Annotated in this window: 13 protein-coding genes and 1 pseudogene; 2 read left to right on the top strand and 12 right to left on the bottom strand. The window is 45.0% G+C overall.

Annotated features, from left to right (window positions below; all coding sequences use genetic code 11):
* Window positions 1-2 precede the first annotated feature (2 nt).
* The 4 genes and pseudogenes from bioF to BTO30_RS10520 all read right to left on the bottom strand — a co-directional run bounded on the left by bioF (window position 3) and on the right by BTO30_RS10520 (window position 5,128).
* Window positions 3-1,169, bottom strand: coding sequence for an 8-amino-7-oxononanoate synthase (gene bioF, locus BTO30_RS10545; protein WP_245796425.1), 1,167 nt, complete (start codon window positions 1,167-1,169; stop codon window positions 3-5).
* Window positions 1,166-2,518: an adenosylmethionine--8-amino-7-oxononanoate transaminase gene (gene bioA / locus BTO30_RS10540; RefSeq protein WP_075398689.1), complete on the bottom strand. Its 1,353-nt coding sequence runs from the start codon at window positions 2,516-2,518 to the stop codon at window positions 1,166-1,168. Before bioA ends, bioF begins: the two co-directional genes overlap by 4 nt.
* Window positions 2,519-2,903: 385 nt before the next feature.
* Window positions 2,904-3,845: pseudogene (locus BTO30_RS17655) on the bottom strand (ABC transporter substrate-binding protein).
* A 290-nt stretch (window positions 3,846-4,135) separates the two neighbouring features.
* Window positions 4,136-5,128 (bottom strand): NADPH:quinone oxidoreductase family protein, encoded by a 993-nt coding sequence (locus BTO30_RS10520; RefSeq protein ID WP_075398685.1) that lies wholly within the window; start codon window positions 5,126-5,128, stop codon window positions 4,136-4,138.
* Between the two features lie 123 nt (window positions 5,129-5,251).
* Here BTO30_RS10520 and BTO30_RS10515 point away from each other — a divergent pair, with 123 nt between their 5' ends.
* Window positions 5,252-5,845, top strand: coding sequence for a TetR/AcrR family transcriptional regulator (locus tag BTO30_RS10515; RefSeq protein ID WP_075398684.1), 594 nt, complete (start codon window positions 5,252-5,254; stop codon window positions 5,843-5,845).
* 168 nt (window positions 5,846-6,013) lie between these two features.
* On the opposite strand, the gene BTO30_RS10510 is transcribed toward BTO30_RS10515, so the two are convergent.
* The 8 genes from BTO30_RS10510 to BTO30_RS10475 form a co-directional block, all read right to left on the bottom strand.
* Window positions 6,014-6,283 (bottom strand): hypothetical protein, encoded by a 270-nt coding sequence (locus tag BTO30_RS10510; RefSeq protein WP_211272836.1) that lies wholly within the window; start codon window positions 6,281-6,283, stop codon window positions 6,014-6,016.
* A gap of 150 nt (window positions 6,284-6,433) precedes the next feature.
* Window positions 6,434-8,149: a thiol reductant ABC exporter subunit CydC gene (gene cydC, locus BTO30_RS10505; RefSeq protein WP_075398683.1), complete on the bottom strand. Its 1,716-nt coding sequence runs from the start codon at window positions 8,147-8,149 to the stop codon at window positions 6,434-6,436.
* Window positions 8,146-9,864, bottom strand: coding sequence for a thiol reductant ABC exporter subunit CydD (gene cydD / locus BTO30_RS10500; protein ID WP_075398682.1), 1,719 nt, complete (start codon window positions 9,862-9,864; stop codon window positions 8,146-8,148). The genes cydC and cydD overlap by 4 nt, the downstream gene beginning before the upstream one ends.
* A gap of 312 nt (window positions 9,865-10,176) precedes the next feature.
* Window positions 10,177-11,037 (bottom strand): DUF421 domain-containing protein, encoded by an 861-nt coding sequence (locus BTO30_RS10495; protein WP_075398681.1) that lies wholly within the window; start codon window positions 11,035-11,037, stop codon window positions 10,177-10,179.
* A gap of 32 nt (window positions 11,038-11,069) precedes the next feature.
* Window positions 11,070-11,276, bottom strand: coding sequence for a DUF1657 domain-containing protein (locus tag BTO30_RS10490; protein WP_075398680.1), 207 nt, complete (start codon window positions 11,274-11,276; stop codon window positions 11,070-11,072).
* Window positions 11,273-12,292: a stage V sporulation protein AD gene (gene spoVAD, locus BTO30_RS10485; protein WP_075398679.1), complete on the bottom strand. Its 1,020-nt coding sequence runs from the start codon at window positions 12,290-12,292 to the stop codon at window positions 11,273-11,275. The genes BTO30_RS10490 and spoVAD overlap by 4 nt, the downstream gene beginning before the upstream one ends.
* On the bottom strand, window positions 12,292-12,771 hold the full coding sequence (gene spoVAC / locus BTO30_RS10480) for a stage V sporulation protein AC (protein ID WP_075398678.1): 480 nt from the start codon (window positions 12,769-12,771) through the stop codon (window positions 12,292-12,294). The genes spoVAD and spoVAC overlap by 1 nt, the downstream gene beginning before the upstream one ends.
* Before the next feature lie 82 nt (window positions 12,772-12,853).
* Entirely contained in the window at window positions 12,854-13,060 is a 207-nt protein-coding gene (locus tag BTO30_RS10475; protein WP_075398677.1) for a DUF1657 domain-containing protein, read from the bottom strand.
* 184 nt (window positions 13,061-13,244) lie between these two features.
* On the opposite strand from BTO30_RS10475, the gene BTO30_RS10470 reads away from it, so the two are divergent.
* Window positions 13,245-13,445: a hypothetical protein gene (locus BTO30_RS10470; RefSeq protein WP_075398676.1), complete on the top strand. Its 201-nt coding sequence runs from the start codon at window positions 13,245-13,247 to the stop codon at window positions 13,443-13,445.
* Window positions 13,446-13,519 lie beyond the last annotated feature (74 nt).

Raw genomic sequence — 13,519 nt, 5'->3', positions numbered from 1 at the left:
TTTCATCCCCTTTTTAGCGCCGGAGCCATTTTCTTAAACACATCAATGACATGATGAATCTGATCGTCCTGGTGAGTGGCCATAACCGTCAATCGTATGCGTGAAGTCCTGTCCGGCACTGTCGGCGGCCGAATGGCAGGAGCGAATATGCCATTTTCGCGTAAAGCATCAGCCAGCATCAGCGCTTCTTTCGGTTCTCCGCAAATAATGGCTAGAATCGGTGTTTCTCCACCCCAGACGGTGTATCCAAGAGAGGTCAGCTCCTTGTATAGACGCTGGCTTAATCCACTTAATCGAAATCTCCGTTCGCGCTCTGCCGGAATAATCTCAATGGCGGTAAGGGCACTTGCCATGACACCGGGCGGCAAGGAAGTCGAGAAAATAAACGGTCTTGCCTGATTGACAAGATAATCAATTAATGACCGGCTTCCCGCAATGTATGCGCCTTCTGCTCCAACAGCTTTGGAAAGTGTCCCCATCTGGATTTCGACTCTGCCCTTCAGCCCGAAATGCTCTACCGTTCCCCTTCCGTTTTTACCCAGTACACCAGTTGCGTGAGCGTCATCGACCATGACAACAGCATTATACCGTTCCGCCAGTTCGACAATCCCCGGGAGCGGCGCAATATCCCCGTCCATGGAAAACACGCCATCCGTGACAATGAGCCTTTTTTGGTATCGGGCTGTTTGCTGCAGCTTCAATTCCAGGTCACGCAGATCAGCATGGCGATATATGGTTGTTTGTGCACGCGATAAGCGGCAGCCGTCAATAATACTGGCATGGTTCATTTCATCCGATAAAATGACATCATCCTTGCCGGCAAGCGTTGTCAACGCGGCGATATTCGCCATATACCCCGTATTAAATACAACGGCGGCTTCCGTTTGCTTAAATTTGGCCAGCTTTTTTTCCAGTTCTTCGTGGAGCAAAGAATTGCCGGTCGTTAATCTGGATCCGGTTGAGCCTGCCCCAAGACGCTGTACTGCCTCAATAGAAGCCTGGATTAATCGTTTATCACGGGCAAGCCCTAAATAATTATTGGATGAGAACATCAGCATTTTTTGTCCGTTCACCATCGCATATCCTTGATCTTCCATCATTTCCACGGAGTTCAGCTGCCGGTAAAGTCCCTTTTCTTTGAGATGCTGCAGCTCCTGATCCCAGGTCACGATTCAGTAACCTCCTGAATCGATTGATACAAAATATCAAGCATAGACTCCAGTTCCTCCGTTGTGGAAGCAAGCGGCGGCATGAACACGACTACGTTTCCAAGCGGGCGGATCAGCATCCCTAAATCCTTCGCGCGCCGGCACACCTGAACCCCTATCCGCTCAGACCATTCGTAAGCTTCCTTTGTGTCACGATCGACGACAAGTTCAAGTCCGATCATAAACCCTTTCTGCCGGATATCCCCCACATGAGACAGCTGACGGAATTTCTGCAATCGATTCGCCATATAGATGGACTTTTGTTCTACATCGTGAACGAGATTCTTTTTTTCCATCAAATCTAAGTTTGCAATTGCTACAGCACACCCCAGCTGATTTCCTGTGTAGCTATGACCGTGGAAAAAGGTCTTTTGTTCTTCATAGTCACCGAGAAACGCTTCATAAATGTCGTCTGTCGTCACTGTGATGGCAACCGGAAGATAGCCGCCCGTAAGACCTTTCCCAGCCGTCAAAATATCCGGTGTGACCTTTTCATGATTGCAGGCAAATAAGCGGCCGGTACGTCCAAACCCTGTTGCGACTTCATCGGCGATCATTAATACATTGTATTTGGAACAAAGCTCGCGGACACCTTTTAAATATCCTTCCGGCATGACAATAATGCCGCTGGCTCCTTGAACGATCGGTTCGATAATTAATGCCGCTGTTTCATGATGATGAGCCTGCAGTGTTTTTTCCAGTTCAGCTAAGAAAAAGGTTGTCTGCTCCTGTTCATCCCCTTCCACCGGAGAACGATAAACATATGGATAAGGAACATGGATCGGGCTGAAAAGCAAATTCGAATATGTATGACGGTAAATATCAATGGCCCCAACTGAAACGGCGCCAATCGTGTCTCCATGATAGGCATCCTTCATCGTAATAAAACGCTGTTTTTGAGGCTGTCCTTTATGCTGCCAGTACTGAAACGCCATTTTAATCGCAATCTCGACGGAGGTTGCACCAGAATCCGAGTAAAATACTTTCGCCAAACCCGGCGGCATTAATTGAATCAGTTTTTCTGCCAGAAGGATGGCCGGTACATTCGCCATTCCAAGTAATGTCGAATGGGCGATTTTATCCAATTGATCCCGTATTGCCTGATCGAGTTCAGGCACACGATGACCGTGAACATTCAGCCAGATGGATGAAACCCCATCCCAGTATTCATTGCCCCGGACATCGCGAAGCTTCCGTCCATCCCCGCTGTCAATAATGACAGGATCATCCTCTATGTATTCTTTCATCTGCGTAAACGGATGCCACACATACCGCTTATTTTTTTCCGCCAATTCAGCATAATTTAGCAATGGTTCCTCACTCCTTTTCTTTTTGTTAACCTAAATAAATATTAGGTTAACATTAAAAAGATGATAACATGAATAAATCAAATTTCCAATACTATTCCTACGATCTCTTCCATCCTTTGCTGACAGACAGTGAACAGCCGAATTCTGATCTATTTCGGCCGATTTATTTTCAGGAAGGCCGGATTGTGGTCCATTTTGGTCGAATTAATTGCAGAAAGGCCGGATTCAAGGAAAATCCGGCCCAAGCTTTGGGATTCCGGCCCAAATTCAAAAAATCCGGCCTATATCCCGAAATTCCGGCCACTAAAAGAAGAAGGGGGATGCCTCGATAAACGTTTGACATCCCACTTCTTATCTGTCTGTATACATTTCTTTTCCACAGCCTCTATTTGATCCAATTTAAGTCAAAAACCGATTGGACGTCGAAAGGCTGATCAATCAATTTCAATTTATAATTGGCATCTGCAAGTTGTTGATAGAAGTTAAAATCTTCATCGGAAAAGGCGGCTTCATACTGCTGATTCGCTAAGGCTTTTTCCATCACCTCTGCCGGTGTCCATGTTTTTCCTGCTGCTTCGATTTCCGGCACCTTAAAGGCCTTTGCTAAAGCAGCAGCCGATTCTTTTTGATTTTCATGAATATAATCAATGGAAGCGAGATGCCCCTTCATAAATTTCTCCACTACTTCTCCGTGTTCTTTTGCAAAGTCATTCCGGGCAACGACAACGACGGCAGGATCGGGAAGCTTTTTAACAACCTTCAATCCGCGTAATTCAGCATATGTAATGAACGGTTCCCCTGTAAAAGCAGCATCCACCGCGCCATTCATAATCGCTTGCTCCATGATAGGCATTTTCATTTCCAGTAAATTTACAGATGATTCATCCAGCTGTGCTTCCGGCAGTCAAAATCCGCGGACAAGAATATCCGATCCGGTGCCTTTCCCTAAAAAACCGACCTTCTTTCCTTTTAAATCCAATGGCCCCGTAATCTCAGCATCTCCTTTTGTCAAAAGGCCAAATTCTCCCTCTCCTACTTTGGCAATGACGGAAATATCCGCGCCTCTTGAAGCCCAGTTCACGACGACGGGTATGCCGGTATAGGCGACATCTAACTTGCCGGAAGACAACGCTTTGTTTAAATCCGGTCCATTTGCAAATTGATAAAATTCCGCGTGCAGCCCTTGCTCTTCCATCAGTTTTTGCTTTTCTGCAATAATCGCGGGTGCCATAGATAAAATATTCGGATAACCGATTTTGATTGTTTGCTGTGCTTGATCCGCTGCTGCCGGCTCGGGGGCTGCTTGATTAGAGCTGCATCCCCCCATCATTAAAACGGCCGCTGCAACAGCTGCTAATTTTTTCTTCGTAAATGTCAACATGGTTGTTTCTCTCCTTATCTGCCGGATCTATCATGATTTTTGAATCAGTATTCTTATTCATTGCTTTTTTACAGAAACATCATAATTGATAATGATTATCGATGTCAATTTAATAAAATTCTAAATGTAAAATAAGGAGTTCACAATACGCCTTTTTTTTCAAATACTTACAGACAAATAAACACCGTTCATAACAAGCGAACGGTGTTTAAACATGTTTTTATTAATTTGTTTTGTTAAAGACGCACAATGACTCTTCCGCGCATTTTTCCTTTTAAAATCATCGGAAGAATTTCCGGTAATTCTTCAAGTGCGGCTTCCTGCTGTACAAACGCTGAAAGATCTTCCGGTTTTAAATCCGATGCCATACGATTCCAAATAGCTTTTCTCTTCTCCATCGGGCAGTAAACGGAATCAATACCGAGTAAATTCACACCCCGGAGAATGAACGGAAAGACGGTCGTCGGGACGTTTCCTCCCCCTGTTAAACCGCTTACCGCCACGGAACCCGTATAGCTTATTTTACTTAAAATAGACGCAAGGCTTTCGCCGCCGACCGGGTCGACTGCACCGGCCCATATCTCTTTATCTAACGCTTTAATCTTCCCGTTATACACATCATCCCGGGATACAATTTCTGCTGCGCCCAGTTTCGTCAAATAGTCTTTCTCTGATTCTTTTCCCGTACTTGCCACAACGTCGTAGCCGCGTTTTGCCAGCATCGAAACGGCAATGCCTCCAACGCCGCCAGTCGCCCCTGTTACAAGCACCTTTCCTTTATCCGGCGACAATCCATTTTCCTCTAATCGCTGAACAGACAAAGCGGCGGTAAACCCTGCTGTTCCGTAAATCATCGCTTCTTTCAATGTCAAGCCCGCTGGTAAAGGAACAATCCAGTCTGCGGGGATTCTGGCATACTCACTGTATCCCCCAAAATGAGAAACACCAATTTCATAGCTTGTTGCAATGACTTCATCCCCTTCCTTAAAGCGGGGATCTTCAGAGGAAACAACGACACCAGCTAAATCAATGCCCGGAATGAAAGGATACGATCGGACAATTTTTCCATCCGGGATGCTCGCCAATCCGTCTTTATAGTTAATACCGGAATACAACACTTTAATGAGCACGTCCCCCTGCGGCAGCTCTTCAAGCGTCATTTCTTTGACCTTAACGGAGAAATCATTTTCCGTTTTATCGACCACTAATGCGTTAAACTGTTCGTTCATTTTTCTCCACTCCCCTTTGCGTTCTATCATGATTAGAACAAATTATTCTGACTGGTCAGAATAATTTTATCGAATCTTTCATTTGTTGTATACTCAATTATATAAATAACCGGGGGTTTTTTTATGAAAAAGAAAGCGGAAGAGCGTAAAGAGCAAGTGTTAAAAGCGGCTTTTCAAGCGGTAGCCAGCCATGGATATGATTCTGTGACGCTGCAGGATATTGCCGACCATGCCGGCGTCAGCAAAGGGGTGGTACACTATTATTTTCATAACAAAGAAAGCATCCTGTCAGAGCTGCTGCAATCCATTACCGCTCAAATTTATGAAGTGGAGTATAGAGCCATCTCCGGCAAGCATACAGCGATGGAAAAATTAAACGCCTACATGGACTGCGTCTTTGTATCGCCAGAAAAAAACAAAAAATTTTATCGTGTGTATGTTAATTTTTTAGCACAGGCAAGCCGAAATCCAGTCTATCAAAAAATCAATCTTGCTTTTTACGAAAACTGCTGGAACATCGGACGTGAGATTATTACGCTCGGGAAAAAAGAAGGGGTCTTTCCCATTGACCTTGATGTCGATACTACCGCCAAAATGATGCGGGCAATGATTGACGGCTGCCTGACGCAATGGTTAATGTGCGGCCGGGATGATCTTCATGATTTTTATAAAAAAGCTTGTTTGAAAAGTATTTCTACATTATTACAGACCTCATAACTGTTAAAAAGAGAAGATTTATTGATCCTAGAGAATCTTGTGATACCTTCTGTCTTCTAGCTAGAACTGATCTATTTACATCCGGCCGTTCCACTTAAAATAAGAGCGGTCTCAAACAGCTTTTGAGACCGCTCTTAATAAATATGTTTTAACGAATTATTCAGAATCTTAGCCTTCCCATCCTCCATATCCATAACCGTATCCGTGTCCATATCCGGGGTAATGGGGGTAGTATGGATAGTACGGTGGATAAGGATAATAAGGAAAGAATAGCGGTCTTGGGCGCGGCCGCGGATAAGGATGGTGTGAATAAGGCGGTCTTGGTCTTGGGTAATGGTACGGCTGCTGCGTTTCCACCGCGTATTCGGCAAAATCATCATAGTCCTGTTCGTTTGGCAGCTCGAACTCTTCGTCAGAAATTACATGTTGATCGTTCAAAATAAGAGCCTCCCTAACATTTTTGACTTCTCCCATAACATATTCAAGCGCCGTTAAGAGGGTGTACATCCGTCCCATTTTTTATTACTATTTCAAACTAAAAAAACAGAACCAGCACGCTGTTATGCGATCCGGTCCTGCCTTTTTCTCTTACATAAAAACACTTTTTTCAATCTGCTTCATCTCATAAAAATAGCCTTTCTTCTCCATCAATTCATCAAAAGTACCTGATTCCACAATCATTCCCTGTTCCATGACGATAATTTGATCCATCTTCTCAAGCCCTGTCAATCGGTGGCTGACGAGAATAAGTGTGTCATTTTTTGCTATTTCGAATAGATGATCATACAGTCCCTTTTCCGTCAAGGCATCAAGGGAAGAGGTCGGTTCATCAAGCAGCCAGACAGGCGCCCGCTTCAGCATGGCCCGGGCCATCGCCAGCCGCTGCTTCTCACCCCCGGACAGATTTTCGCCTTTTTCAAATACCGGATCATCCAGCGAAAACGAGTCCAGCTTCACGTTCGAAAGCACTGTGGCCAATTCTTCGTCTGTCAGTCCATCCTTTGCCAGCATCAAATTGTCCCGAATGGTGCCGAAGAAAAAGTGATTTTCCTGGAGCACGACATTCGTCTTTTTCCATATCATTTCCTGATCTAGTGCCTCCATTGGCATTCCATCCAACAACACTTTCCCGCTGTCCGCTTCATATACCTTTAGCATAAGCTGAAGCAGCGTAGATTTCCCTGAACCGCTCGGCCCGACAATCGCCGTTTTCGAACCGGAAGGTATTGTCAGATGAATATTTTTCAATGCGAGCCTGTTCTCTCCTGGAAATGTAAAGGTCACATCGTCCATTTCAATGGAAAAGGCTTTTTGACCATCCAGCTGCCCAGCCAATTCCTTCTTCATTTCTCCAAATTCCCCTCCAACAAAAGAAAATAGCCGCTTTGCTGCGTGCCTGCTGTCTTCCAAATGGGCCGGGAAAACCGCCATCGGTGCTGCATTTTCAAATACATTCAGTGAAATCATGACAAGCATCGCCAAAAACAGTCCATCTAGCTGGCCATCCGTGACAAGAAACGCGCCAAGAGCCAGCACACACCAGGAAACCATGAGCGCCGCCAACGTATTGACTGACTGATTGAATACTGCATTAACACCTTCCCGCTCCTGCCCGTTCACATAAAAATCGGCGGATTGAATTAATTGCTTTTCCTTCTCGTCAAGCTTCTGGTAAATTTTCAAATCCCGAAAGCCATGCAAAAGCTCTGTGACCTCTGTTGACAGTGAGCCCCTGTCCTCACGGCGGCTGTCAATCTTCCGCTGGCGCAGCGCAAACAGTGCCGGCACAATAAAACTGGTCAATAATAACCCGGCAAGCAGCAAAAGCGCCACATAAACGGAATAAAACATCGTAAAGAAAATGGTGCTTAAAAAAACAATGACAAGCACAATCGGCGGATAAAAAACGCGCAAGAAGAAATTTTGCAGGCTTTCCACATCGCCGACAATTCGCGCTAATAAATCCCCGCTTCGGTACTTTCCGAAAATACCGGGTGCAAGCGGTTCGAGTTTTTCATAAAATGATACGCGCAAATTACTTAAAATCGTAAACGTCGCCCGGTGTGAAAAATACCGTTCCGCATAGCGGCTGATGGATTTCGCTGATCCAAACAGCTTCAGCAGCGCGGTCATGATCGTAATGATATACAGCGGAGGCGAGAGTGCTGATTTCGAAATCATATACCCGCTCAGGGCGAACAGCGCAACAGCTGTCAAACCAGCCACAGCTCCGAAAAAGACCGACAGTACAACGTCACGCTTCTCTTGAATCATCAGCTTGATCACCACCATCAAGTCCTTCATTCAACCGCACCTCCTTGCTGCACCGATACCATATGACGATATTCAGGCACCGATTCGAGAAGCTCCGAATGTGTGCCGGCCGCCACAAGTTCTCCTTTTTCCAAAAACAGGATGACGTCCGCCTGTTTGATTGTATGCAGACGGTGTGCAACGGTGATCACCGTCGCTGTTTTCGATAATTCGTTCATCGACTGCTGTAAAATGCGTTCAGTCTTTAAATCAAGACCGGTTGTCGGTTCATCAAATAAAATGACGGACGGCTTTTTCAAAAAGGCGCGTGCGAGCGCAATCCGCTGTTTTTCCCCTCCGGAAAGGCCGCGGCCCGCTTCGCCAATCGGCGTATCATATCCGTTTTCAAGCGACTCAATTAACGATGAAATACCGGCTTTTTTGGCAGCTTCTTCAATTTCTGCGCGCGCTGCTCCGTCTCTTCCGCCGACCGCAATATTTTCCGCAATCGTGCCCGAAAATAAATAGGGATGCTGCGAAATATAGCTCAGCTGATCGAACCATGATTTTTCACTGTAATTCGAACGGGGCCGCCCATTTACCATGATCTCTCCTTCTACCGGATCAAACAGCCCGGCGATTAAATGCAGCAATGTTGTTTTACCCGAACCGCTGCGTCCTACGATAGCTGCTTGTGTGTTCGGCGGAATAACCGCATCGATTTTCCGCAAGGCGAATCCATCTCCATATTGAAAACCGGCATTCCGAAGTTCAATGGAAGGCATCACAGCTTCCTCTGTGCCCCATTTCACCGGCTGCTCTGTTTCTTCAAGCTCGTCCATCACTTTTTTCGCCGCTCCCATACTGCCCCGCCCCGTATGAAAAGCACTGCCAAGTTCTTTCAAAGACAAATAATATTCAGGGGCGAGTACGAGAACGAAAAAGGCTGTGGAGAAGGCAATGCTTTCGAAGACGACAAGCCGAAGACCGACTTCAAGCGCAATGATGCCGATGCTGAGCGTCGAAATGAATTCAAGCATCAATGTCGAAATGAACGCGATTTTCAAAATCGTCATCGTCGCATCCCGAAAATCAAGACTGCTCTGCTCAATTAATTCCCGCTGTTTGGCGGCCCGTCCGAATAATTTCAGCGTTGTAAGCCCCTGCAGTGTATCGAGAAAACGGCCTGAAAATGCCGCTAATTTATCGAGCTGTTCTTCTGACTTTGCCTTCGTTTTGATGCCAATAATGATAAAGAACAGTGGAATAAACGGAGCGGTGATCATCATAATCAGACCGCTGTACACATGCTCATACAACACAACCGCAAGGATCAATAGCGGCACAATCGACGTTTGAATCACCTGCGGAATGTATTTGCTGTAATAGCTGTCCATTTCATCGACGGCATCCATCATGACACTCACTTTGCCGCCCGACTGCCCGTGTATCGCCGCCTGAACCGGATTTTTTGTATATTTTTCAAGAAGCATTCTCCGTACGTTCCGCTTCACATTGGACGCCATTTTCACGCCGGTCCGTCCATTCAAATAGGTGAGAGCCGTCCGAATCGCCATAACCGCCAGCAGACCGCCTAAAAACGGCAGGATTTCTCCAAATGACGCCCCTTTCAAAAAAATCCGGTCGACAATTGTGACAAAAAAATGCGCCTGTCCGACGATTGCAGCGCCGGTCATCACCGATGAAACAATCAAAAACACCATCATCGTCTTCTGTTCAAATGCCCACTTTCGAAGCGTGTCCATATATATACATGCTCCCCACCTTATCTATTTTAAAAATAGTGAAAAACTTCACAATGTTTGTTTTTATTATAATGGATTTATGAAAGAAATGCTTGTCCCGCGATTGACTGTTTTATGACTTTTCTTTAACAACTTCATTATATGCACTATTTCTTTATACTATCAGCCTTCAAAGAAGAAGGTCAACGAGTGGCGCACTTGATTGTTGTGACGCTGGAAAAGACATAAAGAAAACACCCTCCACATTCATCGGCTTAGTCAAAAACTAAAACGAGACAGGGGTGTTTTGCTGCAAAAGAAAAGAGATATTCATTATGACATTAAAATGTGCGCTGTTTTGTCAATAACGCCTTGCAGCTTTTGACTGTTTTTTTCATACATTTGTTTCGCCTCTTCAGCTTTTGTACTAAGCGCAAAAAGTTCCAAATCTGCCTGGCATTTTTTCATGGCGGCTAACAATAAAGGCATTTCCTGAGGAGACGGAACTTCAAGAGTATCATCAAAAAGATCCACCGTCACTTGTCCGTTTGAATCCACCTGTCCAAGAAAGACATTTTCAACCGTCACGCCCAGTTTATCGAGTTCGGTGTGGAGCCAATTCCTGCTTCTCCCTATTGTCGCCAATGGTTCATCCAATATCTTTCCATCTATAATGACTGTTTGTGGTTCTTTAATGGGTGCAACAAGCATATTTAAATCTTTTGGCGTTAATGCCTGATTTTCTTTTTTCAGCAGTACACTTAACTCACCTGTTTCCTCTAATACCGCAAACTCTACATCCGCCACTTGAAAGACATCCTTTTGTCGAAGCAGCGCCAATAAATCATCTGTTGTGTATCGCTCTTTTTTTAAGTTATCTTCCATTACTTTTCCATCCTTAATGAAAATAACTCCTTTTCCTTCTATAATATCCCGAAACTTCTTACTTTTTAGCGAAATCAGACCGGCTAAAAAAGGAACCGCTGTAAATACAACAATGCCCAAAATTCCATGCATAATGTTTCGTTCCAGCCCTGTTACCACTTCCGCTCCTATGCTGCCGATGGTAATCCCCGTTACATATTCAAAAAACGAAAGCTGGGACAGTTGTTTTTTCCCGAGCCACTTCGTAATGAGGAAAAGGACCATTAAGAGCAATAAGCCCCGTAATATGATTTCTAACCACTCAGGCACTTGCTGCACACCTCCTGAAAAACAGGTTTATTTTAAAAGCCTTCGTACTGCCGTTCTTCCCGTTCCAGCTCACCGATCCGTTTTTTTAAATTTTCCACGATTTCGTTCACTTCCATCATCGATTCATGCAGCACACGTTTCGAGTTATGATCTTGCGTCAATATCGCCAGACTCGATAAATCGGCTTCAATGCCTTTGAGGCTGGCGAGACATTGTTTTACATCCGATGCAACCGTCATTTTGTGTCATCCTCTCCATATTCAATAGATACCGCATGAGCGATGCAGGGAATCGTCTCACCTTGCTGAAAACTGAGCGGTGACAATAAAGCGCCCGTTGCTGCCACCAACATTCGTTTAAATTCCCCTTTTCTCATCCGGTTTAATAAATGGCCATAGACAACCGTTGCGGAACAGCCTGCACCGCTTGCTCCTGAAAGAACCGGCTGCCCTTCCCGGTAAATCATCAGGCCGCAATCCTGATACTGCTCTTCCTGTATAGGCGTTCCATGTTTTTTAAATAAATCAAGAGAAACGTCACGGCCAATCTTTCCAAGATCGCCCGTCACGATTAAATCATAATAAGAAGGATCAATGTTGCGGTCGGTAAAATGCGCTTCAATGGTATCAACTGCCGCCGGCGCCATTGCTCCTCCCATATTAAATGGATCAGTCATGCCCATATCAACAACACGGCCAATCGTTGCCGATGTAACACGCGGTCCTTCCCCCTGATCGCTTAACAAAGCAGCACCCGCTCCTGTCACTGTCCATTGAGCTGTCGGCGGTTTTTGACCTCCATATTCAGTCGGATAACGAAATTGTTTTTCAACCGCAGCGTTATGGCTCGATGCCCCGGTCAATAAATAGTCCGCGCCTTTTCCATTCACAATAAACGCGCCCAACGCCAGTCCTTCCATTGAAGTCGAACAGGCTCCAAACAAACCGAGATAAGGGGCACCCAGTGTCCGGCAGGCAAAACTTGTCGGTGTAATCTGATTGATTAAGTCTCCTCCAAGAAGAAACTGAACATGATCTTTTTGAATGCCGCCTTTTTCCATTGCTTTTTGACAGGCTTCTTCAAAAAGCACCTTATGAGCATCCTCATAAGAATCCTGGGCTAACCATAAATCCGCATGAAGGAGATCAAAATCTTCTGACAGCATCCCGTTCGCCTCAAACGGTCCGCCTACTGTTCCAGTGGACACAATGACAGGCTTCCGGTCAAATACCCACGTACGATGACCCGCCAGCATTACAATCCACCCCATTGTGTAAGCAGGGTCTTAATCATGGCGACAATGAAAGCGGAAAAAACACCGAATAAAATAACGGAACCGGCTAACTTAAATATATTGCCGCCTACCCCTAACACGAACCCTTCCGTTCTATGCTCAATCGCTGCTGAGATGACAGCGTTTCCGAATCCGGTAAGGGGAACGGCTGATCCGGCCCCGCCAAACTGCGCAAGACGATCATAAACGCCAAATCCTGTTAAAAGCATCGCGATGAAAATCATCGTGCCAGCCGTTGGATTTCCTGTTGTTTGTTCCGTAAAATTAAAAAAGAAAATATAAAAGTATTGAATAGCCTGCCCGATTACGCAAATGATTCCCCCAACCAGAAACGCTTTTAGGCAGTTCTTTACAACCGGTCTTTTTGGCTCCCATTTTTTTTGAAGCGCCTGATATTCCTGCTGAACCGGCGTTAATTCTTTCTTTTGATTACTGGACATAACCGTATCACTTCCTTTTGGATATCAAGTAATGAGAAAAAGGAAGAAAAGGCTGGTGAGAATAACCAACCTTTTCAAATAATTACTGCTGTTGATATTGAGGCTCTTCTTGCAGAATTTGCTCAATACGGGGAGAAAAGTTGTCAATAATTGTTTGTGTCTGCCGGGCAGCATCCTCGTAAAGCTTTTTCGCTTGTTGATTTTCGGTGCTTAGCGCAAACGTTTCAAAGCTCGCCTGAACGGTTTTAAGGCCCGCCATTGTTTGCTTCACATCACTAATTACTGTCATCATCCATTCCTCCTTTGTTTTAAGAACAATTTTAGAATGAGACGAAAAAAGCGTTTTTATGTTTTTTAAATGAAACCATATTATGAAAAAATTGGAGGAGAGGAAATAAAACACAGAATAATGTATGGCGGTTTTCACATAATAAAGACGTTTTTCAATACAGCAAAAAGGGAGGAGAATGTTCATGAAAAATCGAAACGGCATCATGTCTTCATTATTTACTCTTGGTGCAATCGGCGCGGCGATTTTTGGAATGACAAAAGGATTTCGAAACGGAACGTTCCAGCCGTTACTGAAGTCCATCATGGGAACGGCAGCTCCGCAAATGGCCCAGCCGATACAGGGCATGATGGCCAATCAAGGATCACAGTCAGCCAAAAAATGAGCAATATGAATACCTCGAAATAAACCCTTTTAGATGAATCTTAACAAAGAATGAGACGGCTTCTGCAAAGAGCC

The sequence above is a fragment of the Domibacillus antri genome, assembly GCF_001936625.1.
Taxonomy (GTDB): Bacteria; Bacillota; Bacilli; order Bacillales; family Domibacillaceae; genus Domibacillus; species Domibacillus antri.
The sequence above is the reverse complement of the archived record's forward strand: the minus strand, read 5'-3'. Positions and strand labels throughout refer to the sequence as shown.

Bases quoted from the DNA above. Each gene is read 5' to 3' on its own strand.
- BTO30_RS10520 (WP_075398685.1), bottom strand. From the start codon at position 5,128: ATGAACGAACAGTTTAACGCATTAGTGGTCGATAAAACGGAAAATGAT.
- BTO30_RS10515 (WP_075398684.1), top strand. From the start codon at position 5,252: ATGAAAAAGAAAGCGGAAGAGCGTAAAGAGCAAGTGTTAAAAGCGGCT.
- cydC (WP_075398683.1), bottom strand. From the start codon at position 8,149: ATGAAGGACTTGATGGTGGTGATCAAGCTGATGATTCAAGAGAAGCGT.
- cydD (WP_075398682.1), bottom strand. From the start codon at position 9,864: ATGGACACGCTTCGAAAGTGGGCATTTGAACAGAAGACGATGATGGTG.
- BTO30_RS10490 (WP_075398680.1), bottom strand. From the start codon at position 11,276: ATGACGGTTGCATCGGATGTAAAACAATGTCTCGCCAGCCTCAAAGGC.
- spoVAD (WP_075398679.1), bottom strand. From the start codon at position 12,292: ATGCTGGCGGGTCATCGTACGTGGGTATTTGACCGGAAGCCTGTCATT.
- spoVAC (WP_075398678.1), bottom strand. From the start codon at position 12,771: ATGTCCAGTAATCAAAAGAAAGAATTAACGCCGGTTCAGCAGGAATAT.
- BTO30_RS10475 (WP_075398677.1), bottom strand. From the start codon at position 13,060: ATGACAGTAATTAGTGATGTGAAGCAAACAATGGCGGGCCTTAAAACC.
- BTO30_RS10470 (WP_075398676.1), top strand. From the start codon at position 13,245: ATGAAAAATCGAAACGGCATCATGTCTTCATTATTTACTCTTGGTGCA.